This is a genomic window from Pseudoalteromonas luteoviolacea DSM 6061, from assembly GCF_001625655.1.
In the GTDB taxonomy this organism is placed as follows: Bacteria; Pseudomonadota; Gammaproteobacteria; order Enterobacterales; family Alteromonadaceae; genus Pseudoalteromonas; species Pseudoalteromonas luteoviolacea.
The window spans coordinates 51,494-73,230 of sequence record NZ_AUYB01000103.1 but is presented as its reverse complement, the minus strand read 5'-3'; the positions used below and the strand labels follow the sequence as shown (position 1 = coordinate 73,230).

At 42.8% G+C, this 21,737-nt stretch carries 18 protein-coding genes; 2 read left to right on the top strand and 16 right to left on the bottom strand.

Annotated elements, in window-relative coordinates; genetic code table 11:
* Position 1 precedes the first annotated feature (1 nt).
* From N475_RS12120 to rppH, 8 genes are all read right to left on the bottom strand, one after another.
* On the bottom strand, positions 2 to 1,729 hold the full coding sequence (locus N475_RS12120) for an efflux RND transporter periplasmic adaptor subunit (RefSeq protein WP_063365355.1): 1,728 nt from the start codon (positions 1,727 to 1,729) through the stop codon (positions 2 to 4).
* Positions 1,729 to 1,854 carry a hypothetical protein gene (locus N475_RS26185; protein WP_264373382.1) on the bottom strand — a complete coding sequence of 42 codons (126 nt, stop codon included), beginning with the start codon at positions 1,852 to 1,854 and terminating at the stop codon, positions 1,729 to 1,731. The genes N475_RS12120 and N475_RS26185 overlap by 1 nt, the downstream gene beginning before the upstream one ends.
* Positions 1,854 to 2,342, bottom strand: coding sequence for a DUF411 domain-containing protein (locus N475_RS12115; protein ID WP_063359563.1), 489 nt, complete (start codon positions 2,340 to 2,342; stop codon positions 1,854 to 1,856). Before N475_RS12115 ends, N475_RS26185 begins: the two co-directional genes overlap by 1 nt.
* Positions 2,343 to 2,481: 139 nt before the next feature.
* Positions 2,482 to 2,883 (bottom strand): hypothetical protein, encoded by a 402-nt coding sequence (locus N475_RS12110; protein ID WP_063359562.1) that lies wholly within the window; start codon positions 2,881 to 2,883, stop codon positions 2,482 to 2,484.
* A 125-nt stretch (positions 2,884 to 3,008) separates the two neighbouring features.
* Positions 3,009 to 3,803, bottom strand: coding sequence for a prolipoprotein diacylglyceryl transferase (gene lgt, locus N475_RS12105; RefSeq protein ID WP_063365354.1), 795 nt, complete (start codon positions 3,801 to 3,803; stop codon positions 3,009 to 3,011).
* A gap of 9 nt (positions 3,804 to 3,812) precedes the next feature.
* On the bottom strand, positions 3,813 to 4,625 hold the full coding sequence (locus N475_RS12100; protein WP_405127416.1) for a sulfite exporter TauE/SafE family protein: 813 nt from the start codon (positions 4,623 to 4,625) through the stop codon (positions 3,813 to 3,815).
* Positions 4,626 to 4,772: 147 nt separating this feature from the next.
* Positions 4,773 to 7,061 carry a phosphoenolpyruvate--protein phosphotransferase gene (gene ptsP, locus N475_RS12095; protein ID WP_063365353.1) on the bottom strand — a complete coding sequence of 763 codons (2,289 nt, stop codon included), beginning with the start codon at positions 7,059 to 7,061 and terminating at the stop codon, positions 4,773 to 4,775.
* Positions 7,062 to 7,075: 14 nt separating this feature from the next.
* On the bottom strand, positions 7,076 to 7,594 hold the full coding sequence (gene rppH, locus N475_RS12090; protein WP_023397137.1) for an RNA pyrophosphohydrolase: 519 nt from the start codon (positions 7,592 to 7,594) through the stop codon (positions 7,076 to 7,078).
* A gap of 431 nt (positions 7,595 to 8,025) precedes the next feature.
* Here rppH and mutH point away from each other — a divergent pair, with 431 nt between their 5' ends.
* Positions 8,026 to 8,700 carry a DNA mismatch repair endonuclease MutH gene (mutH, locus tag N475_RS12085; protein ID WP_227008443.1) on the top strand — a complete coding sequence of 225 codons (675 nt, stop codon included), beginning with the start codon at positions 8,026 to 8,028 and terminating at the stop codon, positions 8,698 to 8,700.
* Between the two features lie 76 nt (positions 8,701 to 8,776).
* Here the strand turns inward: mutH and eno are convergent, their stop codons facing one another.
* From eno to rlmD, 5 genes are all read right to left on the bottom strand, one after another.
* Entirely contained in the window at positions 8,777 to 10,069 is a 1,293-nt protein-coding gene (eno, locus tag N475_RS12080) for a phosphopyruvate hydratase (protein WP_063359558.1), read from the bottom strand.
* A gap of 156 nt (positions 10,070 to 10,225) precedes the next feature.
* Positions 10,226 to 11,860: a CTP synthase gene (gene pyrG / locus N475_RS12075; protein WP_063359557.1), complete on the bottom strand. Its 1,635-nt coding sequence runs from the start codon at positions 11,858 to 11,860 to the stop codon at positions 10,226 to 10,228.
* A gap of 110 nt (positions 11,861 to 11,970) precedes the next feature.
* The gene (gene mazG / locus N475_RS12070; RefSeq protein WP_063359556.1) at positions 11,971 to 12,762 is read right to left on the bottom strand and encodes a nucleoside triphosphate pyrophosphohydrolase; all 792 of its coding nucleotides are present in this window, start codon (positions 12,760 to 12,762) and stop codon (positions 11,971 to 11,973) included.
* A 9-nt stretch (positions 12,763 to 12,771) separates the two neighbouring features.
* On the bottom strand, positions 12,772 to 14,928 hold the full coding sequence (gene relA, locus N475_RS12065; RefSeq protein WP_063359555.1) for a GTP diphosphokinase: 2,157 nt from the start codon (positions 14,926 to 14,928) through the stop codon (positions 12,772 to 12,774).
* Positions 14,929 to 14,934: 6 nt separating this feature from the next.
* Positions 14,935 to 16,239, bottom strand: a complete 1,305-nt coding sequence (gene rlmD, locus N475_RS12060) for a 23S rRNA (uracil(1939)-C(5))-methyltransferase RlmD (protein ID WP_063359554.1) — start codon at positions 16,237 to 16,239, stop codon at positions 14,935 to 14,937.
* Positions 16,240 to 16,321: 82 nt separating this feature from the next.
* Between rlmD and barA the strand changes: the two genes are divergently transcribed.
* Positions 16,322 to 19,090 (top strand): two-component sensor histidine kinase BarA, encoded by a 2,769-nt coding sequence (gene barA, locus N475_RS12055; protein ID WP_063359697.1) that lies wholly within the window; start codon positions 16,322 to 16,324, stop codon positions 19,088 to 19,090.
* A gap of 59 nt (positions 19,091 to 19,149) precedes the next feature.
* On the opposite strand, the gene N475_RS12050 is transcribed toward barA, so the two are convergent.
* The 3 genes from N475_RS12050 to megL form a co-directional block, all read right to left on the bottom strand.
* On the bottom strand, positions 19,150 to 19,491 hold the full coding sequence (locus N475_RS12050; protein WP_063359553.1) for a 4a-hydroxytetrahydrobiopterin dehydratase: 342 nt from the start codon (positions 19,489 to 19,491) through the stop codon (positions 19,150 to 19,152).
* A 10-nt stretch (positions 19,492 to 19,501) separates the two neighbouring features.
* Positions 19,502 to 20,299, bottom strand: coding sequence for a phenylalanine 4-monooxygenase (phhA, locus tag N475_RS12045; protein ID WP_063365352.1), 798 nt, complete (start codon positions 20,297 to 20,299; stop codon positions 19,502 to 19,504).
* Between the two features lie 214 nt (positions 20,300 to 20,513).
* Positions 20,514 to 21,692 (bottom strand): methionine gamma-lyase, encoded by a 1,179-nt coding sequence (gene megL, locus N475_RS12040; RefSeq protein WP_063359551.1) that lies wholly within the window; start codon positions 21,690 to 21,692, stop codon positions 20,514 to 20,516.
* Between the last annotated feature and the right edge of the window lie 45 nt (positions 21,693 to 21,737).

Sequence of the window (21,737 nt, the reverse complement as noted above, 5' to 3'; positions counted from 1 at the left end):
CCTAGTGATGACCGTGATCGCGGTGCCCTGCGCTTTCAACTTGGGGCAGTTCGATATTGGTAATCACTAACTCATCTCTGACTTCAAACGTAAAGGTGATTGTTTCACCCACATTTAGTGCACTCAACTCCACACTCTTTGACACTAAAAAGTCCATAGTGGCCGCATTGCGATTCCATTTTTCTATTGCATCACGGCTAATGTTCAGAATACGCCGCTCGTCGTTGATTTGGTTGATCACCCCCTTGACGGTTGCACTTGGATATGAAGGCTCAGAAACAATATGGATCTCTGTCACAACATACCCGCCAGACTCAAGTTGTTTCACCTGAAAGTGAAGGTTTTGACCCGACTTTATTGAGTCGATATCCACATCATCAGCAATGTCAAAATCCATGGTCATTTCAGGCCATGCCCAGGCTTCTACTGGCGCGTGAGTTATATTGGCTTTAAGGTTTTGAGAATCAACATTATTAACCAAACCCTGCATCCACACGGTATCCGGTTTTTCTGTCACGCTCATACGCTTAAAATCTGAGTTTTTGCTCGATTCTGAGTCAATTAAAAATTGCGCAGAAGTCACTATTTCGTCACCTTCACTCAGCCCACTTAGTATCTCAATGTATTCACTGCTGACTTGCCCTATTGCAACTTCTATAGATTTAAACTGCCCATCTCCCACCACCAATACAACTCTATCTTGCTGGCCGGTACGAATGACCGCCTCTTTTGGCACTGTAATGACTTGATCAAGTGGGTTAGCATGAATAGAAACTTGAGCAAACATATTGGGTTTTAATGCTAAGTCACTGTTATCGAATCTCAACCTAACTCGCAAAGTACGACTTTTTGCATCTAGGCTAGGGTAAACATAATCAACGTCACCTTGCCATGCCTTACCTGGCAAATAGTCCAACCGCATAGTGACTGGTAACCCAGCCTCCACCAAGGCAGCGTCTCGCTCAAAGACCTCAACTTCAACCCAAACTTGCTCAAGTTGTCCAATACTCATCATCGTAGTATCAGGTTGAACATAAAAACCTTCACGAATATTCAGGTTTTCAACGACACCAGATTGGGGAGCGTAGAAGGTTACGGTCTGGCTCACTTCTTTGGTTTTAACCAGTTGTTCAATGAACTGGGGCGACATTTTAAGGGCACTCAAGCGTTTTTGCGCTGCTTTTATCAATTGTTGATCAGCTTGCTTTAAAGCAACCAGCACCTCTTTTTGCGCATTCACTAATTCTGGAGAGTACAATTCGTATAAAGGCTGACCTTGAACTACTTTTTCCCCCATTGACTTGATATACAATTTATCAATCCAGCCATCTACACGTGGGTGAATATGTACGAGTTTATCTTCGTCATACATCACATACCCCACAGTATCTATTTCTGTATGGAACCGCTTTGCTTCAACCAAAGCCGTTCTGACCCCAAGGTTGTTCACAACATGAGGAGCAATTTTAACTGTTCCAGGACCAAAGTCATCTCCAGCTTGCTCTTCATACACAGGAATTAGGTCCATACCCATCGGCGATTTCCCAGGCTTATCACGGCGATAGTTTGCATCCATGGGGGCTACCCAATACAGCGGCTTTTTCTCAGCATTTTCTGTGCTTTCACTAGCTAGCATGCTGGCATTTTGGGAAACTAATAAGCCGACAGCCCCACCACCGATTAATACGCCAACCAATACTGCCAGTAGGTTTTTTCTTATCGACAACATTACAGCGCTCCTGTGTTCTTCTGAGTATGCGTGCGCATGGCAACGTTCATGCCAGTAAGAGTAATCAAGTCAAAGGGAATTGACTTTTGACAACCGCCCTTAAGCATTATTGATAAATCGCTCATTAGAATTGCTCCTCATAGCTTTTTACCTCAGCATATATCTGTGCACTGCCATCATTCATAAGCACTAGTACTTGGTATGGGTGAAAACGTTCGCCGAATTCCATTCCCACGGAGCCCAAAGGCATTGCGGGAACGGACAATCCGATGGCACCTTCAACTGGTGTTGATATAAACTGTTGAATAAACTTTGCAGGTACATGACCTTCAAATATATAACCATGCTCACTCACACCAGTATGGCAAGACTGGTATCTTGGCAAAATACTAAGACGCTTTTTAGTTTTGCTTAAGTCATCTAAATCAAACGCGGTGTAATCTAGACCTTGTTTGTCAAGGTGCGCTAACCATTTGCTACAACAACCACAAATGGGCGTTTTATAGACCTTCAAGTTTGTAGATACGGTACTTTGTTGTGCCGTTGTAGAAAAAGGAAACACTAAAAAATAAGTTAATGCCACTATTGGTGACAGTAATTTTAAATATCGCATTCTGGATCTCTTACAATTTTTTATTGGATCGCCTGCACCACAAATAACAACATTAAACTCTGCTGATTTAACAAAATTGATGTGTGGTTCAGGTTACTAAATAATCAAAAGCCCAAATATTGGGCGCAATTGTGCTGTACTAAACCAGAATGGGGGGTTTATAAACGAAACTGATTATACCCTGTGGTACACCAGTCAATCTTGAGAAAGGTTTGTCTGTCAGTGGCCTGTAGCTGTACAACTCACCAACAGGGCTGGAGAAAAGTGAGAAAGGGGCACACATAGTCGTCGGGCAAGTGCACTCTGTTTCACAACATTCCATCGCACCTGTCATTTGCATATGTTCATTATGTAACATTGTCTGCTGGTGGCCCACACTCTCAGAGTGCATATCCATCGACGCATGCGTTGATGACACCGTATGTGAACATACCATCGCAGCCTTAGCCACTGGCTGCACGATAAACATAACCATCACAACCACAATCAACATAAGTTGAGCAGCCAGTTTGGTGTGCTTTGTTGTGCTAAGTATTTTCACAATATCTTTGAGTCAATAAAGTTGATGCGTTAACGCTACTATAACCGTAATTGGACTTTTAGCAAAGTCTCAAAAAATGAGCGGTCAACCCGCTCACCTTAAAATTTAATAATCTGACTACCAGTTTAAGCGGCGCGCGCTGCTTCTCTGCGGTGCGACCAAATCATTAACCCAAGACCACCAATTACCATAGGTAATGACAAAATTTGACCCTGGGAAATCACGCCTGCATACAATCCAATATGAGCATCTGGCTCTCGGAAGTATTCAATTGCAAATCTGAATGTCCCATAACCCAACAAGAATAGGCCGGCGATACTACCCGCTGGACGAGGGTGCTTGCGATACCAAACCAAAATTAAAAACAATACTAAACCTTCAAAGAACGCCTCATATAGCTGAGATGGGTGCCTAGGTTCATCACCACCACTCGGAAATACAAATGCCCATGGTACATCTGTTGTACGTCCCCAAAGTTCACCATTGATAAAGTTCCCTATACGGCCAGCTAAAAGGCCTACTGGTACCATAGGCACAACAAAGTCGCCAACGGCAAGCGGAGATTTATTAGTTCTCCAAGCGAATACAAAAATGGCGGTAATGACGCCCAACGCACCACCATGGAAAGACATGCCGCCTTCCCAAACTTTAAATAAAGTCACAGGATCAGCGAGAAACTTATTAAAGTTGTAAAACAATACGTAGCCGATTCGTCCACCAAGAATTACCCCAAGCATGCCATAAAAGAGTAAGTCACTAACCTGTTCTTTGGTCCACCCTGAGTTGGGTTTTTCTGATTCTTTGTTTGCCCACCACATTGCAAATGCAAAACCGATAAGGTACATAACGCCGTACCAACGTACACTCAAAGGTCCAATTGAAAAAATGATTGGATCTATTTCTGGAAACTGCAAAGCCATCGCTTTCCCTCAATAAAATAACATTTTGCCTGCAATCAAAATCAATATGAATGCAAACACCTTTTTAATCGTTGCCACTGGCAAGTACTGTGTCGCTTTCGCGCCCAATGGCGCAGTAAACCAAGAGGTCAACACAATACCAAACAATGCGGGTAAATAAACATAACCTGCAAAACCTTGTTGCAAAGAAAGTTTCTCGCTACCCGAAACAATATAACCAATACTGCCAAATAAGGCGATCACTATGCCACTGACCGCCGCACAACCAATTGCCTTTCGCATATCGATAGAAAAAAAACTTAATAGTGGTACGATTAGTACGCCTCCACCAATTCCTATCATCGTCGACAGTGCGCCCATCACACTTGTTATTGCACTAAGCCAAGGCCCTTTAGGCAACGTTCTGGTCGACGCATCTTCACTGCGCTTGCTAGCGTAAACCATCTTAATTGCTATCAATATAACGCATACTAAAAAAATCCATTTTATTACTAGCGCAGGAATTAAAGTCGTTAAAAAACCGCTGATTAAAGCGCCAATTGCAACTCCCGCCATGACCCAAGGCGCGATATGCCAAGGCACATTATGATTTCGATGGTGTGCGAGTGCAGAAGAAGTTGAAGTGAATAAGATCGACGCGAGCGATGTGGCTATCGCAACCACAATAACCTGCTCCGCTGGTAAAACTGAAAAACCGATTAAAATAGCAGATAAAATTGGCACTATTATCAATCCACCGCCAATTCCCAACAAGCCTGCTAAAAAACCAACAACGCAACCAAGCACGGCACAACTCATAATTAATGATGTGCTAAAAATCATAATGACACTCATGGATTTAATTGTGCGCTATGTTAACGCATCTAAATTTCACCTGCACCTTGAATATTAAAGGGTCAAATTTGTATGTCGGCAGTGGGGTTTTAATATCAACTCAATAAAAGAGAAGAGTGGGTTCTGCCCCCGCACTCAAGGCTGAGGTTTGGGCGAAGAATGAGTATAGAGCAACTCTTCTAAATTGTGACTTATCAAAAATTCGCGAATAAAGCGATGTACCTGTATGGCATTTGATGCGCTTAGGCACTTATCGAGTAATTCTTCCATGTCTTCTACTTTGAGACGTCTTAATACCCATTTCACTTTATTAAGGGCCGAAATATTCATACTTAGGCGTCGATAGCCCATTGCAACTAACAAAATTGCGCCTTCATATTCACCTCCGAGTTCTCCACATAAACTAAATGGCAGCTCCAAACTTTGGCAATCTCTGGCTATTTTATATAATGCTCGCAATACACTTGGATGGTAGGGTTCAAATAACTCAGCGACCCGAGCATTCGCTCTGTCAACAGCCAGTAAGTACTGAGTGAGATCATTACTTCCCACCGAGCAAAAGTCCACTTTGTCAGCCCATTCAGGCAATAAAAATAGGCTTGACGGCACTTCTAGCATCACTCCAACTTCAGGCTTATCAATTTGATAAAACTGATCGGCCCATTCTTCTTGTAGTTCAAAATAAGCTTGTTCGAGCAATAAAAGTGCGTCATCCACTTCTTCTGTATGGCTCACCATAGGCAGCATTATTTGCAAGTTACCCAGCCCAGCATTGGCTTTTATCATTGCCTTTAATTGATCTAAAAACAGCTCGGGATGATCCAAGGTCACCCTGATCCCTCGCCACCCTAAAAACGGGTTTTCTTCTTCGATGTCAAAATAATCTAGTACTTTGTCACCACCAATATCTAATGTGCGCATGACAACTGGCTCAGGGTGGTAGCGTGAAAGCACGTCTCGATAACACTGCTCCTGTTCCGCTTGGGAAGGAAATTGACCTCTTTGCATAAACCAAGACTCAGTGCGATATAAACCCACACCATCACAGTATTTTGCACTCATGTGCTCAGCAGACAGGTCTAACCCTGCATTCAACAATAAGCTCACTCGCTCCCCATCTAAAGTGATAGGCGGCAAATCGTGTTCAGCTTCAAAGCGGTCATGTAGCTGGCTATCTTTTAGTTTTAATGCTTCATATTCTTGAGTCAAAACCTTTGATGGTGAAATGTAAACACGCCCTGCGTAAGCATCCAATATTATCGGCTTATCATCGAACTGTAATAATGGGATATTTTCAATCCCCCATATCGCGGGGATCCCCATTGCTCTCGTTAAAATCGATGCATGCGAATTGGCTGATCCATGAACGCTTACAACACCGACGAGTTTGTGCTTTGGCACCTCTGCCAACATTGCTGGGGTAAGTGTATCAGCAATAATGATGGTCTGTTCATGATAAGATTTTGCGACGCTCTCTGTACTCACCAAATGATGTAGCACTCTTAGCCCTAAGTCTTTGACATCAACGGCACGCTCTTTGATATACGGATCTTGCATCGCCTCAAACTGGGTGATTAAATCATTGATCACATGCTTCAGTGCCGATTTTGCGTCCCACCCTTTATCGAGCTCTTTATCTACTTTTTCACCTAAGCTTCGGGCATCAAGTAGCTGTTGATAAACTTCAAAAACAGCTAACGCCTCTTTTGGTAGCGTAGCCGATAGGCAATTTGCAAGAATATGAAACTCTTGACGCGTTGCAGCCACTGCTTGCCTGAATAGTTGTCTCTGTCCACTTATATTTTCACTTTTTGCTGACTCAATGCTTGAAAACTCTAGCTTGGGCAACACCACATAAGCTCTGCCTAACGCAATTCCCGGCGCACTGGGCACCCCTTTTAAAACCGAGGTTTTATGTGTTGAAGCTTCCTGTTTAAGTAATGTTTGAATTTCCACATGTGCCAGTTGAGAAGCCAATTGTGCTGATAAAGTGATTAAAAATGACTCTTCATCATCACTAAATACACGCGTATTCTTTTGCTGAACAACAATAACCCCGAGTACTTTTCGTTGATGTACAACTGGCACCGACAAAAAGGCATTAAAGCCCTCTTCGTTCACTTCTGGAGCATGTTTAAATCGGGGGTGGCTCTGCGCATGAGCAATATTGATGGGCTCTTCTCTTTGGGCAACCAAGCCTACTAAGCCCTCGGTAAATCCAATACGGAATTGGCCTACCGCTTGAGGGTTGAGGCCATCGCTGGCCATCAACACAAAATTGTCTCTGCTGTAATCTGCAAAATATATGGAACAACATTCTGTCTGCATGGCGTCCTTGACCATGGAAACAAATAGGTTCAATGCATCGTCTAAGTTCTCTTGTTGAGATACAGCTTCAGCAATTGACCTTAATGTTGCTAACACGTTTGCTCCTTAATCTAGCGTCTACGCCAGTGATCTTTATGGCTGTGTTCTTTGCGATTAAAAGGCATTGCAAATGGCGCAAACTCTTTCATTACCCGACGATACACATCTCTTTTAAAAGAGACCACTTGCCTCACTGGATACCAATAGCTAACCCAGCGCCAGTCATCAAATTCTGGGTGATGGGTTCTGAGCAAATCAACTTCCTCATCTTTACATCTCAATTTGAGCAAAAACCATTTCTGCTTTTGGCCAATGCAAACCGGGCTGGAATCTTTGCGAATTAATCGTTTAGGTAATTTGTACCTTAACCAGTGTTTAGAGCTTGCTACGATTTCCACATCTTCAGGTCGCAAGCCAACTTCCTCGTGAAGCTCTCGATACATGGTCTGTTCGGGTGTTTCTCCTTCGTCCACACCCCCTTGAGGAAACTGCCAAGAGTGCTGGCCATAACGCCTAGCCCAAAATACTTGCCCTTGGTTGTTACAAATCACAATTCCCACATTGGCACGAAATCCTTCGGCATCAATCACCTTAGCGCCTCATTCTTATATCAATTTAATCTGATTGTTCCATATCTCAGACACATCAGCAAACATTATTCCCCCTTTTGCTCAAGTTACCCACAGCTTGTGCATAACATCTAAGTTTCGAGCCTAAATTACAAACAAATCCACAGATAAACAGCAAAAAAGCCAACTTCTCCACAGAAACTGTGGATAATATTGTTCATATATCTGTATTTATCCAAAAATTAACTTATCGCGGTGATTAAAAAGATTATCAAAAACCATTAAAAACAATAAATATCATATAGTTACAATATTCACACCCCTACCATAGAATGGTCAATCTTCCACCACAAACAACCAGGTCAAAAAACAAACAAGCAGGACTTAATCCACATGCTACGACTTATCTGGTAAAATTGACTGAGAATAATCAGATATATGAGTCAACCTTAGTGCAACGAGTTTCTCCTCCCACTTCTGTTTCAGAGTTAATGCAACGTGTCGAAGCAATCGCAGGCACAACACTTGGCGAGCTTGCAGCCCAATTTCAATTTAAAAGCCCCGAAGATTTGCTCAAAGAAAAAGGCTGGCCCGGACAGTTAATTGAGCACGTACTGGGCGCGAGTGCGGGTTCTAAGCCAGTTCCAGATTTCGAACAAATCGGTGTCGAGCTAAAAACCCTTCCCATTAGTTATCAGGGCAAGCCTCTTGAAACAACCTATGTATCCATTGTACCACTGACCGAGTTGACGGGCTTAACTTGGCAACAATCCAGTGTTAAAAAGAAGCTTTCACACGTGCTATGGCTTCCCATCTTGGCTGAACGCGATATCGCCCCTGTTGATAGAACAATAGGCACGGGCTTTTTATGGCAACCTTCGTTCGAACAAGAAGCACAACTGAGGCGTGATTGGGAGGAGCAAATTGAATTGATTGCCCTTGGGCGCATTCAAGAAATATCAGGGCACTTAGGGGAAGTTATGCAAATTCGTCCAAAAGCGGCCAACAGTAAAGTTTTAACTGATGCAATTGGCCCTGATGGGGGATTGATAAAAACGCTGCCGCGAGGCTTTTACCTGAAAACTCAATTTACGCAAAGTATTTTATTGGACCACTTTTCCAACTAAATATAGCTGTGGGTCCAACAAACAAAAAAGCCGCTGAAGGTTACCTCAGCGGCTTTTTTATTATTCAGTATTTTGCTTACTGACCTTTGATTTCTGAGCGACCGTTATAAACCGCTTTTTCACCCAGCGCTTCTTCGATGCGAAGTAACTGGTTGTACTTGGCAACACGGTCTGAACGACAAAGTGAACCAGTCTTAATCTGGCCAGCTGCTGTACCTACTGCTAGATCAGCAATTGTCGCATCTTCAGTCTCACCCGAACGGTGTGAAATAACAGCTGTGAAGCCTGCATCTTGTGCCATCTTAATCGCATCAAGTGTCTCAGAAAGAGAACCGATCTGGTTAAACTTGATTAGGATAGAGTTACCGATTTTTTCATCGATACCACGTTTCAAGATCTTAGTGTTAGTAACGAATAAATCATCACCTACTAGCTGAACTTTATCACCGATCTTGTCAGTTAAAATTTTCCAACCGTCCCAATCACTTTCATCTAAGCCATCTTCGATAGATACGATTGGGTAACGCGCTGCTAGATCTGCTAGGAAATCAGCAAAACCTTCAGAATCGAATGCTTTGCCTTCGCCGCTTAGGTCATACTTACCGTCTTTGTAGAACTCAGAAGAAGCACAGTCTAGTGCTAACGTGACATCTTTGTTCATTTCGTAACCCGCAGCAGCAACCGCTTCTACGATAACTTCTAGTGCTTCTTCGTTTGACTTAAGATCTGGCGCAAAACCACCTTCGTCACCAACAGCTGTGTTTAAACCACGTGCACTTAATACTTTCTTTAAGCTATGGAAAATTTCTGCACCCATGCGTAACGCTTCACGGAAGCTAGATGCACCCACAGGTTGAACCATGAACTCTTGAATATCAACGTTATTATCAGCGTGCTCACCACCGTTGATGATGTTCATCATAGGTACTGGCATAGAGAACTGACCTGAAGTACCGTTAATGTCAGCAATATGCTCGTAAAGTGCAACGCCTTTCTCTTGCGCTGCTGCTTTAGCTGTTGCTAGAGAAACCGCTAAAATTGCATTTGCACCTAGTTTTTCTTTATTTTCTGTACCGTCTAGATCAAGCATAACTTGGTCAACAGCACGCTGTTCCAATGCATTTTGACCTTCTAGTGCTTGTGCAATTTCATTGTTTACAAAGTTAACTGCTGTAAGTACACCTTTACCTAAGTAACGAGACTTATCACCATCACGTAATTCAAGTGCTTCGCGAGTTCCTGTTGATGCACCCGATGGTGCACATGCGCGGCCCCAAGCGCCAGAGTCTAAATGTACGTCGGCTTCAACAGTAGGGTTACCACGTGAGTCCATAACTTCACGGCCAATCACTTTTACGATTTTTGACATCTTGATTCCTCTTTTCCCAAAGTGGTGAGTGTTTTATTTCTGCTTAATTCGCATTGCTATACAACCGATATTGTGTGTCTCAGTCGCATAGCAATGCTGCCATTATGGCAGCCTTAGCAAACAAAAAAGCCGTGCACTCGTGCACGGCTTTCTCATTTAAGAGTTTTCTTTCTGGTGGCTAAATGCAGCACCTACAAACCCTTCAAACAATGGGTGTCCATCGCGCGGGGTTGAAGTAAATTCCGGGTGGAATTGAGCAGCGATAAACCAAGGGTGGTCTTTATTTTCAATGATCTCCACCAGCTTTTTATCTTCAGACAAGCCAGTAAATGCAAGACCTGCTTGTTCAAGCTTTTCAACGAAGTTGTTGTTAACTTCGTAACGGTGACGGTGACGCTCTGTAATTTCTGCGTTGCCATACACTTCTCGAACTTTTGAGCCTTCAGCTAAATGACATAGCTGTGCACCAAGACGCATTGTGCCACCTAAGTCAGATTGCTCAGTGCGCGTTTCAACATTACCGTCAGCATCTAGCCATTCAGTGATCAAGCCAACAACTGGGTTTGGTGTATTCACATCAAACTCTGTTGAGTTCGCATTTTCAAGACCAGCAACATTACGTGCATACTCAATCAATGCCACTTGCATCCCTAAACAAATACCTAAATATGGAACTTTGTTCTCTCGTGCGTATTGCGCAGCAAGAATTTTGCCCTCAACACCACGGTTACCAAATCCACCTGGTACCAATATCGCATCTAGGTGAGCAAGTAATTCAGTACCTTTACTCTCGATATCCTGAGAGTCAACATACTCGATATTCACGGTTACACGGTTTTTTAAGCCAGCATGTTTTAGGGCTTCATTCACTGATTTATAAGCATCAGGTAGTTCGATGTACTTACCAACCATACCAATTGTCACTTCACCCGTAGGGTTAGACTCTTGATATAAAACCTGCTCCCACTCAGACAAATCCGCTTCAGGACAATCTAAATAGAAACGACGACATACTAAGTTATCCAACTCTTGAGATTTAAGAAGTGCAGGGATCTTATAGATGCTGTCTACATCTTGTAGTGAGATAACCGCTTTTTCTTCCACGTTAGTGAATAGTGCGATTTTCGCTCTCTCGTTCGCAGGTAGCTTACAGTTAGAACGACATACTAGAATATCCGGTTGAATACCGATTGAACGCAACTCTTTCACAGAGTGCTGTGTCGGCTTAGTTTTCACTTCACCTGCAGCGCCAAGGAAAGGAACAAGTGTTAAGTGCATAAACAATGCATGCTCACGCCCCAACTCAGTACCTAACTGACGAATAGCTTCAAGAAACGGTTGAGACTCAATATCACCAACAGTACCACCAATCTCAACGATAGCGATATCATGACCTTCAGCACCTTCGATTACACGACGCTTAATATCATTAGTAATATGAGGGATAACCTGAATAGTTGCGCCTAGGTATTCACCTTTGCGCTCGCGACGAAGTACATCTTCAAACACTCGACCTTGCGTAAAGTTGTTACGGCTAGTCATCTTGGTACGAATAAAGCGTTCGTAGTGACCAAGGTCAAGGTCTGTTTCCGCCCCGTCTTCTGTTACGAAAACTTCACCATGTTGAATCGGGCTCATTGTGCCTGGGTCAACATTGATATAAGGATCCAGCTTAAGAATTGTCACATTAAGGCCACGGGCCTCTAAAATCGCAGCCAATGATGCAGCTGCAATACCTTTACCCAAGGAGGAAACTACTCCGCCCGTTACGAAGATAAATTTTGTACTCATGCGAACCCTAGAATATCAAGGAAAATGGAATTTAAATAAGAATCAAGACGGGGCAATAGTATAGCAAAAGCCCAATTAGCAATCCAGCAAAATTATTGGGCGAATGGTGTTTAAGTTTTAGACTGAGTTTTTATGTGCTCCCACGCAGCGTCCATTTGCTCAAGGGTTGCCTCTTCCAATGTGATATTTTTACGCGCCAAAACAGACTCTATTTGTACAAACCGAGCAGTAAACTTGCTGCTCGCTTGGCGCAATAATTGTTCTGGATCCCGCTTGGTGTGACGAACCACATTCACCGTTGCAAAGAGCAAATCGCCCAACTCTTCTGCACTATGTTCCGAGTAGGGGTTTTCATTCAGGGCCTCTTTCACCTCTAGTACTTCTTCCTCTACTTTATCGAGAGCTCCATGATAACTAGGCCAATCGAAACCGAGAGATGCTGCCCGTTTTTGAATTTTTTTAGCGCGCGTAAGTGCAGGTAGGCTCGCGACAATGTCTGCACCAAATTGCATGTCTTTGTCTTCGTCTTTACGTTCGGCCTGCTTTATTGCTTGCCATTGCTCATCTAACTCTTGTTCAGAAAGCGACTGTTGCTGCTCAAAGACATGAGGATGTCGACGTATAAGCTTTTCATTTAAACCGGCAACAATTGAGTCAAAATCAAACAGCCCCTGCTCTTTTCCCAACTGGGCATAGAAGATCACTTGAAACAACAAATCACCAAGCTCATCTTTCAACCCAATAAAATCAGCTTGTTCAATCGCGTCGGCAACTTCATGCGCTTCTTCTAGGGTGTGTGGCACTATCGTCTTAAAAGTTTGCTGCTTATCCCAGTCACAGCCAGTTTCAGGGTCTCGTAACTTGGTCATTATGTCTAACAATTGCTGTAAATTTTGACTCATAATTTTATCTTAGTGCTGCCTTTTTGCTTCAAACACACCTTCAGTTTGCAACAGCTTAGTAAGCAGTCGGTTCATGGCTGACAAATCCCCTACTTCTATTTTCATAGTGAAAATTGCGACGCCCTTCTCGTGTTGTGTTTGTACATTCATATTCAACACATTTACTTTTTCATTGGCCAAAACAGCACTAATGTCACGAATTAACCCTTGCCTATCATTCGCTTCAATACGAATTGTTATTTCGTAAAACGATTGCACATCTTCAGACCAACTAACGGCAATTTCTCGCTCAGGATTTTGTTCAGTGATATGCGCAAATGCATCACAATCGGCACGGTGAACCGCAATACCTCGCCCTTGTGTAATATAACCCACAATCTCATCACCCGGCACAGGCTGACAGCATTTTGCAACGTGGCTCAGCAAGCTACCCACTCCCTCTACCACAATGCCATTTTTATCACCTTTGTGTTTTTTGCGTGTGCTGAGTTTTAATTGTGGCTCAACTTCAGGCTTATCTTGGATAAAATTCAAGAATTGATTAATTCGCACATCACCTGCGCCAATCGCCACCATCAAGTCATCCAATACTTTAAAGTTAAAACGCTCGATGGCTGGCTCCAGCTCTTTATAACTGATGTCCAACTTTTGTAGGTGGTTATCCAGTATTTCTTTACCAGCCTGTAAGTTTTTATCCCGGTCTTGTTGCTTGAACCAATGATGGATCTTGCTTCGTGCGCGCGATGAATGGATATAACCCAAAGACGGGTTTAACCAATCTCGACTCGGTGATGGGTTTTTCTGCGTTAGTATTTCAACTTGATCACCAGTAGAGAGCTTATAAGTAAATGGTACTATTTTGCCAAACACCTTGGCACCAATACAGCGGTGACCAACATTTGAATGTATGTAGTAAGCAAAATCCAAAGGTGTAGAGCCCAAAGGCAAATCAAAAATATCACCGCGAGGCGTGAAGACATAAACTCTATCTTCCACCACTTGATTTTTGAGCTCTTCTGCAAAATCACTGCCATCAACGACTTCTTCTTGCCATTGAAGTAGCTTTCTAAGCCAACTGATTTTTTGTTCATACCCAGAACCACGACCAGGCAAGGCGCCTTCTTTATACATCCAGTGAGCTGCAACGCCCATTTCGGCATCTTTGTGCATTTCGTGTGTTCGAATTTGAATTTCTACTGTTTTACCTTCAGGGCCAAATACCACAGTGTGGATAGACTGGTAACCATTTGGTTTTGGCGTTGCAACATAATCATCAAACTCTTTGTTTAAATGACGCCAGTTAGTATGCACAATACCAAGTGCCGCGTAGCAATCTTGTAGCTCATCCACCACAATGCGCATAGCCCGAATGTCAAAAAGCTGCTCAAAAGCATAGTTCTTTTGGGCCATTTTCTTATAAATACTGAAAATATGCTTTGGGCGACCATACACTTCAGCTTTAACATTGGCATCTGCCAATTTTTGCTGAACAGACTCAACCATATTAACCATGTAAGCTTCTCTGGCTAGCCGCTTATCAGCAAGCTTTTTGGCTATAGTTTTATAGCTGTCAGGGTGCAAATATCGAAAAGAAAGGTCTTCTAATTCCCATTTTAGCTGACCAATACCCAGTCGATTCGCTAAAGGTGCAAATATATTGGCTGTTGTTTTTGCTGCAACCACACGTTCTTCTTCACTGGCATCTTTAACGCTGCGTAAATAGCAAATTTGTTCTGCCAGTTTGATCACCACGGCACGCACATCCTCGACCATAGCGAGTAACATACGGCGAATTTTATCAATTTGCACATTGCCCTTGCTTTGATGAGCAAGCGTACTAATTGACGCCATTTGGTCAACGCCCTTTAGCAGCAGCGCAATGTTTTCACCCAATGTTTTTTCAATAGCTTCAAAATCGAGCTGTTCAGCAAGAAAATAAGGGGTCAAAAAAGCACTTGCGAGAGATTCAGCATCAAAATTAAGCTCTGCCAAAATCTCAACCATCTCAATTGCCCGCTCAAGCAGATCTTCATCTGCTTCCATGGGACATAACGCATACGCTTCATTGAGCCGAAGCGTCTTATCATCTGACAAATTGAGTAATGCCAGCCGCGCATCAAAATCTGCGGGAAGTTTTGCGTTATGAGATTGGCGAGTCGCGACCATGTTTGACTACCTCCTTTGGAACAGCGCCATAGTTTCAATATGTCCCGTGTGCGGAAACATATTCATCAAAGCGATTTTGCTCACGGTAAATCCAGATTCAACTATTAGTGCACTGTCTCTTGCCAATGTAACAGGATCACAAGACACATAGAGAACTTGGTCAAACTGCTCAAGCGGTAACTGCTTAAGTATGTCATAGGCACCGGTGCGTGAAGGGTCTAACACCAAGGTATTAAACTCTTTGTTAAACCAAGTTGCTGACACCATATCTTGAGTCAAATCAAACTGGAAAAACTGAGCATTATCGATGCCATTAGTGTGCGCATTTTGAGTGGCCATTGCAACAGAAGAAGCAACTCCTTCAACACCTATTATCTGCTTTGCTCGTTTTGCCATCAATAATGAGAAATTACCGATCCCGCAAAACAAATCTAGTACCCTGTCTGACTCTGTTAATTGCAACCAATCCATCGCCTGTAGCAACATAGCTTCATTGACTGCGGCGTTAACCTGGATAAAATTGTTGAGTTTAAATTGAAAGCGTACATCGTCGACTTGATACTCTGGGAGTACACCATAATGCACCTCTTTAGAGCCATCATCCCAAAGTACTTGCCAAGGGAGTTGAGTTGATAATGCCTGTTTTGCCTTCTCATCAATCGACTTAGTATGGCGCAATAAGATAAACGGGAAATTATCCGCTTCACATAATTGAATGTGGCTTACACTTTTGAATTGTGAATCGCTATTGAGGGCAACTCTTAATATAGAGAAGACCTCTTGATACACCTCATTTAGTACTGCACAGTCTCGCACCTCGACTATTTTTTTCGACTTTGAAGCGCGAAATCCGAGCTTTAATGATTTAGCGCTCTTGTCCAAATAAGTCGCTATTCTTCCGGCTCTGCGATAGTGAAGGCTTTCGCTAACAATCGCTTCGTGCCAAGGCAATGCTTGAATACCTGCAAACTTCGCAAAAAGCTTTTCTACCGCAAGCTGTTTGTGGCTTACTTGCGCGCTCTTTTCCAAATGCTGCAGCGAACATCCGCCGCACTCACGGTAATGCTGACAAAATGGTTTAACCCTATCAGCACTTGGTGTGACTACTTTTTCTATGACCCCTTCAAAAAGCTTGGCTTTTTGCTGCAGTACACGCACTTTAACTTGTTCGCTGGGCAATGCCCCTTCTATAAAGCCAACCTTGCCTTGGTGCTTCGTCACGCCGCGTCCAGTATGATCTAAAGACTCAATTGAAACTTCAAAGACCTGCCCTTTACCTGTTGTTTTTTTAGCACGAAAAAATTGTGCCATGTATCGCCCCTTTTACATTGCTAAACACCAGTGAACTCGCTACTCTAGAGTTCATAATTATCAAAGTTTTATGTCGCTAAATATGTCCAAATTGAGCTTACGCGATAGCGTTTTATTGCTTACTCTGATCCCGACGGTGTTAATCGGTCTAATACTTGGCGGGTATTTTACTATAAATCGCTACGTAGAGCTTGAACAAATCCTGAAGCAACAAGGTACCAGCATTGCCAATGCACTAGCGATGACTGTAGAGCAGCCACTTGCAACCAAAGATAAAGCCAAACTACATGGCATTATCACTAAAGCACACAATCAGCATGCCTCTTTAGTTAACAGTATCGCGGTTTTTGACAAGCATAATCAGCTCGTTATGACGAGTAATTATCACGGTGACTTTAATAATCTCCACTACAGAGGTAATGTCGTTGCACTTCATGCCACAGAAGTGCAGAAGCTGCGTAACAATTACGTGATATTTTCTCCCGTCAAACATTATGGCACCAGTGATACGTGGCAAGAAGCACATGCGCAGACCACCGCGGTGCTGATGGTGGAAATCAGCCAAGATCAGGCCATTATAGGTCAACAAAAAGCACTGTTATTTAGCAGTGCAATTATTCTTGTCGCGTTATTTCTGAGTGCCTTGCTTTCGACACGGCTGAGTCGCATGTTTTCAAGACCGCTGTCACAGCTTCAGCTTGCTACAGACAAACTCATTGAAGGCAAAACAGATATTGGTGTTGATAACCCAATGCAGGGGGAGTTTGACATGATGCGCCAAGGTCTGATCACTATAAGTGAGAAGATGGTTGGGCAAAGGGACGAAATGCAAAAGCATATCGATCAGGCGACCAGCGACTACCGAGAAACGCTGGAACAGTACGAAACACAAAATATCCAATTAAATATCGCCAAAAAGGAAGCACAAGTAGCAAACCGAGTAAAATCAGATTTCCTTGCCAAAATGAGTCATGAGTTAAGAACACCATTAAATGGGGTTATTGGATTTACTCGACAGCTATATAAAACGCCTCTTAATAAACATCAAAAAGACTATTTAGATACCATAGAGCTCTCTGCAAACAGCCTCTTAACCATCATTAGCGATATTTTGGATTTCTCCAAACTTGAAGCTGGCGCAATGGAGCTTGAGAACATTCAATTCCAATTACGAGACGCGGTGAATGAGGTTATGACGCTGCTCGCCCCCAGTGCGTATGAGAAACAGTTAGAACTCTCCATTGCAGTTAACCGGCAAGTACCAGACAACTTGGTCGGTGACCCAACGCGCTTCAAGCAAGTGCTCATAAACCTAATTAGCAATGCCATCAAATTTACCGAGAAAGGCTCCGTTAAAGTGGACATTAGCCACCGCTTAAAAGGGGACACTCAAACTTCTTTATTAGTCTCGGTAAGTGACACCGGCTTGGGTATTGCCCAAGAAAAACAAGACACCCTATTCACGCCTTTTGCTCAAGCAGATACCAGTATTACTCGTAAGTTTGGTGGTACAGGCCTAGGTTTGATCATCACCAAGCATATTGTAGAAGTCATGCAAGGGCGAATCACATTAAATTCAGCACTTGGCAGCGGCTCTTGTTTTACCTTCAACGCAATATTTAATTTACCAAACCGATTATTTAACGACGACTTACCTTGTAAACCTTTAGAAAATAAACGCGTGCTTTATTTCGAACCGCAAGAACATACACGCAATGCGGTGTGTGCCCAAATAGAAAGCTGGCACATGCAAGTGACGGTATGTGACAGCGATGAAGCCTTCCTAAACGCACTCTCTCAAGAGTTTAGCTATGATATCTGCCTAGTTGGTAACATGGCCACAGTCGATGATATGCAGACAGTAAAAGGATACATTAACCAAGCTCGTAATAAGGCCGACTATCTGTATTTAATGGTTAATACTATTTCTCACAACATGCGTGAGTCCTTAATAGGCAGTGGCGCCGATGCTTGTATCAGCAAACCTCTTCATCATAGAAAACTGTGTGAAATGTTGGCTGCACCGTATCGCTTAGACCACCCTGACTTATCAATTGAAACCGACAACCCAACACATCTGCCTTTAAAAGTCCTGATTGCTGATGACAACGATGCAAATCTTAAATTGCTGTATACATTACTTGAAGAGCAAGTAGAAACGATAGAAACAGCCCATAATGGTGCGCAGGCAGTCGGGTTATGTAAAACTCACAAGTACGACTTAATCTTTATGGATATTCAAATGCCTATCATGGACGGTATTACTGCGTGCAAAAGCATTAAAGAGTCGTCAATGAATGATGATACGCCAATTATTGCCGTTACAGCTCACGCACTTGCCGGAGAGAAAGAGCAACTGGTAAAAGATGGTTTTAGCGGCTATATGACGAAGCCCATTGATGAGGATATGCTTAAGCAAATCATTTGTGATCACAGTGCAGCTTCACCTGTTGAAAGGGAGCAAAAAGAAGAGCTATTGGTAAGCAGTGTAGCACCATTTGAAAGCCACTTATTAGACTGGAGTTTGGCACTCCAACGGGCGGGCAATAAACCTCACCTAGCGCTCGAAATGCTCAATATGTTACTACAAAGTGTGCCCGAGACTATAGACTTACTCAATGCTGCAAGCGAGTGTGAAGATCCAGAACAATTATTAAAAATTGTTCATAAGTTCCATGGTGCATGCTGCTACACAGGTGTACCTAAGCTTAAGCAACTTGCTGAAACAATTGAAACAGCATTGAAACAAGATAAAGGGTTCAATTTCGTTGAACCAGAGGTTTTAGACTTGATAGACGAGCTTACCAACTTAAATAATGATGCTGAAATTACAACGGTATCAAGCTTATAGTGCTGATTTTAGGAAATAAAAAAGGCGCCTAAGGCGCCCTTAACATTCCGATTTTTCAATTATAGTGCAGCGAATACTTCGTCTGTTTTAGCAGCACAAATGAAATCGTTCTTGTGAAGACCTTTGATTGAGTGGCTCCACCAAGTTACTGTCACTTTGCCCCACTCGGTAAGTAGACCTGGGTGGTGACCTTCTTCTTCAGCCATATCGCCTACTTTATTAGTAAACTCCAATGCCAGTTTAAAGTTTTTGAACTTGTAAACTCTTTCTAGTTGCATGATCCCGTCACGTACTTCAGGTACCCAATCAGGGATCTGTTTAATTAATACGGCTAACTCTTCATCTGACACTTTAGGCGCATCCGCACGACACGCTTCACATTTTTGTGCACTTAAAGACATGGATGGTTCCTTAACTTGCTAATTTGTTTTTAGGTGGAAATTTAGGTTCAAACAGACCCAGCTCTTTCGCTCTTTGTACCAAAGACATAATGTCCATTTGAGAAATATCAAACAGATCATCAATCGAGTTTATTGTGTAGTACAGGGGCTGCATTATATCAATTCGATATGGAGTACGAAGTACATCTAATACTTCTAATTTATTTATCTCTGGTTTGTCAGAGTAAACATATTGAGTTTCACCTGGGCTAGATAAAATCCCGCCGCCATAGATGCGTAAACCATTGTCGGTCTGCATCAATCCAAACTCAACTGTAAACCAGTATAGACGCGCTAAATAAACACGGTCTTTTTTCTCAGCGGCATAGCCTAGCTGACCGTACTTATGTGTAAATTCAGCAAATGCAGGATTAGTTAGCATTGCACAGTGACCAAAAATTTCATGGAAAATATCTGGTTCTTGCAGGTAATCAAATTCTTCACGAGAACGAATAAAGGTCGCTACAGGGAATTGCTTGTTCGCCAATAAACGGAAAAACTCGTCGAAATCAATTAACGCTGGCACTGGGGCAACTTGCCAACCAGTTTCTTTTTCAAGCACAGCATTAATTTCATGTAGCTGTGGAATACGGTCATGTGGTAAGTCTATTTTTTTAAGACCTTCCATATACTCATCACACGCTTTTCCTTCAATACATTTCAGTTGTCTAGCAACCAATTCGGACCAGATCTTATTCTCTTCTTCGCTCCACTCAATGACGCCTTGATCGTTTGGCTGCTTGGAGGTGTATTTACTAGATTTAGCCATAGTAACCTTCTTAAATTTTGATCCCCACTTCTGCTGGTGGAGCCTTCAAACCTGTTATCTGGATACTATGTAAAAGTGAGCAAAATATTAATAGTAGGGACGCAAATGCCCCTACTCAAAACCCGGCTTTTTGTACATATAAAATTACACTTTTGGACAATAAATAATACACACCTTATTTAATAGTGCCTACAGACATCTACAGTGTAAATCTTTATATACACAAAAATGCTTTTTCAAGGTCTTCAATAATATCCTCCGCGGCTTCTAACCCCACTGATATTCGGATCAGCCCGTCGGAAATACCAGCTGCTAATCGCTCTTCTTGTGTATATGGTGAGTGTGTCATTGATGCTGGATGTTGGATTAGCGTTTCTGGATCACCGAGACTGACAGCCAATGTACATAACTCTGTTGCATTGATAAATTGCTCTCCATCTGAAAGTGTTCCTTTGATTTCAAAGGCTATTACACCACCTGCAGCTTTCATCTGATTACCAATAAAACGATGCCCTGGATGAGATTCAAGACCCGGATAGTAAACACGCTCAACTTTGGAGTGAGACTCAAGGTATTGGGCAACCTTTTGTGCGCTTTCACAGTGCCTTTCCATACGAATGTGCAGCGTTTTCAAGCCACGGTTAATAAGCCATGCGTCGTGTGGACTGATTGTCGCACCAATGTCTTTTAAAACTGTCAACTTGATTGTTTCGATATGCTCTTTGCTGCCACAAACAACACCCGCAACCACGTCACCATGGCCATTTAAATACTTAGTGGCACTATGAATAACAATATCAATTCCGAAATGCTTGGGCTTTTGAAGTAAAGGCGTCATAAAGGTGTTGTCTATAACGCTAATTAATCCGTGCTGCTGGGCAAATTGACCTAGCATAGCTAAGTCTAACACTGTCATGTTTGGGTTAATTGGGGTTTCAGCAAACAGCATTTTACTATTTGGTTTAAGGGCAGCTTTGACTGCGTCGAGATCAGTCATGTCCACAAAACTGACTTCGATACCAAATTTAGGCAACATATGAGCAAAGAGAGCAAAGCTACACCCATACAAAGCACTAGATGCGATTAGATGGTCACCTTGTTGTAAAAAGCTCAGTACCGAAGCCGATACGGCTCCCATTCCTGTGGCCGTTGCCGCGGCATCTTCCATTTCTTCTAATTGCGCGAGCTTTTCCTCTAACTCCCGAGTCGTAGGGTTACCTAGTCGCGTATAAATATAGCCGGCCTCTTCACCTGCGAACCGAGCAGCACCTTGTGCGGCATTCGCAAATTTGAATGTTGAACTTTGATATAAAGGCGCGGTCAGCGCACCATGTGGATCTTCAAAGTGGTTGGGACCATGGATACAATTAGTTTGATCGTGTAACTTCTTCATTGCTTGCCTGTTGTTATTATTCAAAATTTAAATATCTTATGTAAT

Bases quoted from the DNA above. Each gene is read 5' to 3' on its own strand.
- N475_RS12120 (WP_063365355.1), bottom strand. From the start codon at position 1,729: ATGTTGTCGATAAGAAAAAACCTACTGGCAGTATTGGTTGGCGTATTA.
- N475_RS26185 (WP_264373382.1), bottom strand. From the start codon at position 1,854: ATGAGCGATTTATCAATAATGCTTAAGGGCGGTTGTCAAAAGTCAATT.
- N475_RS12115 (WP_063359563.1), bottom strand. From the start codon at position 2,342: ATGCGATATTTAAAATTACTGTCACCAATAGTGGCATTAACTTATTTT.
- lgt (WP_063365354.1), bottom strand. From the start codon at position 3,803: ATGGCTTTGCAGTTTCCAGAAATAGATCCAATCATTTTTTCAATTGGA.
- N475_RS12100 (WP_405127416.1), bottom strand. From the start codon at position 4,625: ATGATTTTTAGCACATCATTAATTATGAGTTGTGCCGTGCTTGGTTGC.
- eno (WP_063359558.1), bottom strand. From the start codon at position 10,069: ATGTCAAAAATCGTAAAAGTGATTGGCCGTGAAGTTATGGACTCACGT.
- pyrG (WP_063359557.1), bottom strand. From the start codon at position 11,860: ATGAGTACAAAATTTATCTTCGTAACGGGCGGAGTAGTTTCCTCCTTG.
- mazG (WP_063359556.1), bottom strand. From the start codon at position 12,762: ATGAGTCAAAATTTACAGCAATTGTTAGACATAATGACCAAGTTACGA.
- relA (WP_063359555.1), bottom strand. From the start codon at position 14,928: ATGGTCGCGACTCGCCAATCTCATAACGCAAAACTTCCCGCAGATTTT.
- rlmD (WP_063359554.1), bottom strand. From the start codon at position 16,239: ATGGCACAATTTTTTCGTGCTAAAAAAACAACAGGTAAAGGGCAGGTC.
- barA (WP_063359697.1), top strand. From the start codon at position 16,322: ATGTCCAAATTGAGCTTACGCGATAGCGTTTTATTGCTTACTCTGATC.
- N475_RS12050 (WP_063359553.1), bottom strand. From the start codon at position 19,491: ATGTCTTTAAGTGCACAAAAATGTGAAGCGTGTCGTGCGGATGCGCCT.
- phhA (WP_063365352.1), bottom strand. From the start codon at position 20,299: ATGGCTAAATCTAGTAAATACACCTCCAAGCAGCCAAACGATCAAGGC.
- megL (WP_063359551.1), bottom strand. From the start codon at position 21,692: ATGAAGAAGTTACACGATCAAACTAATTGTATCCATGGTCCCAACCAC.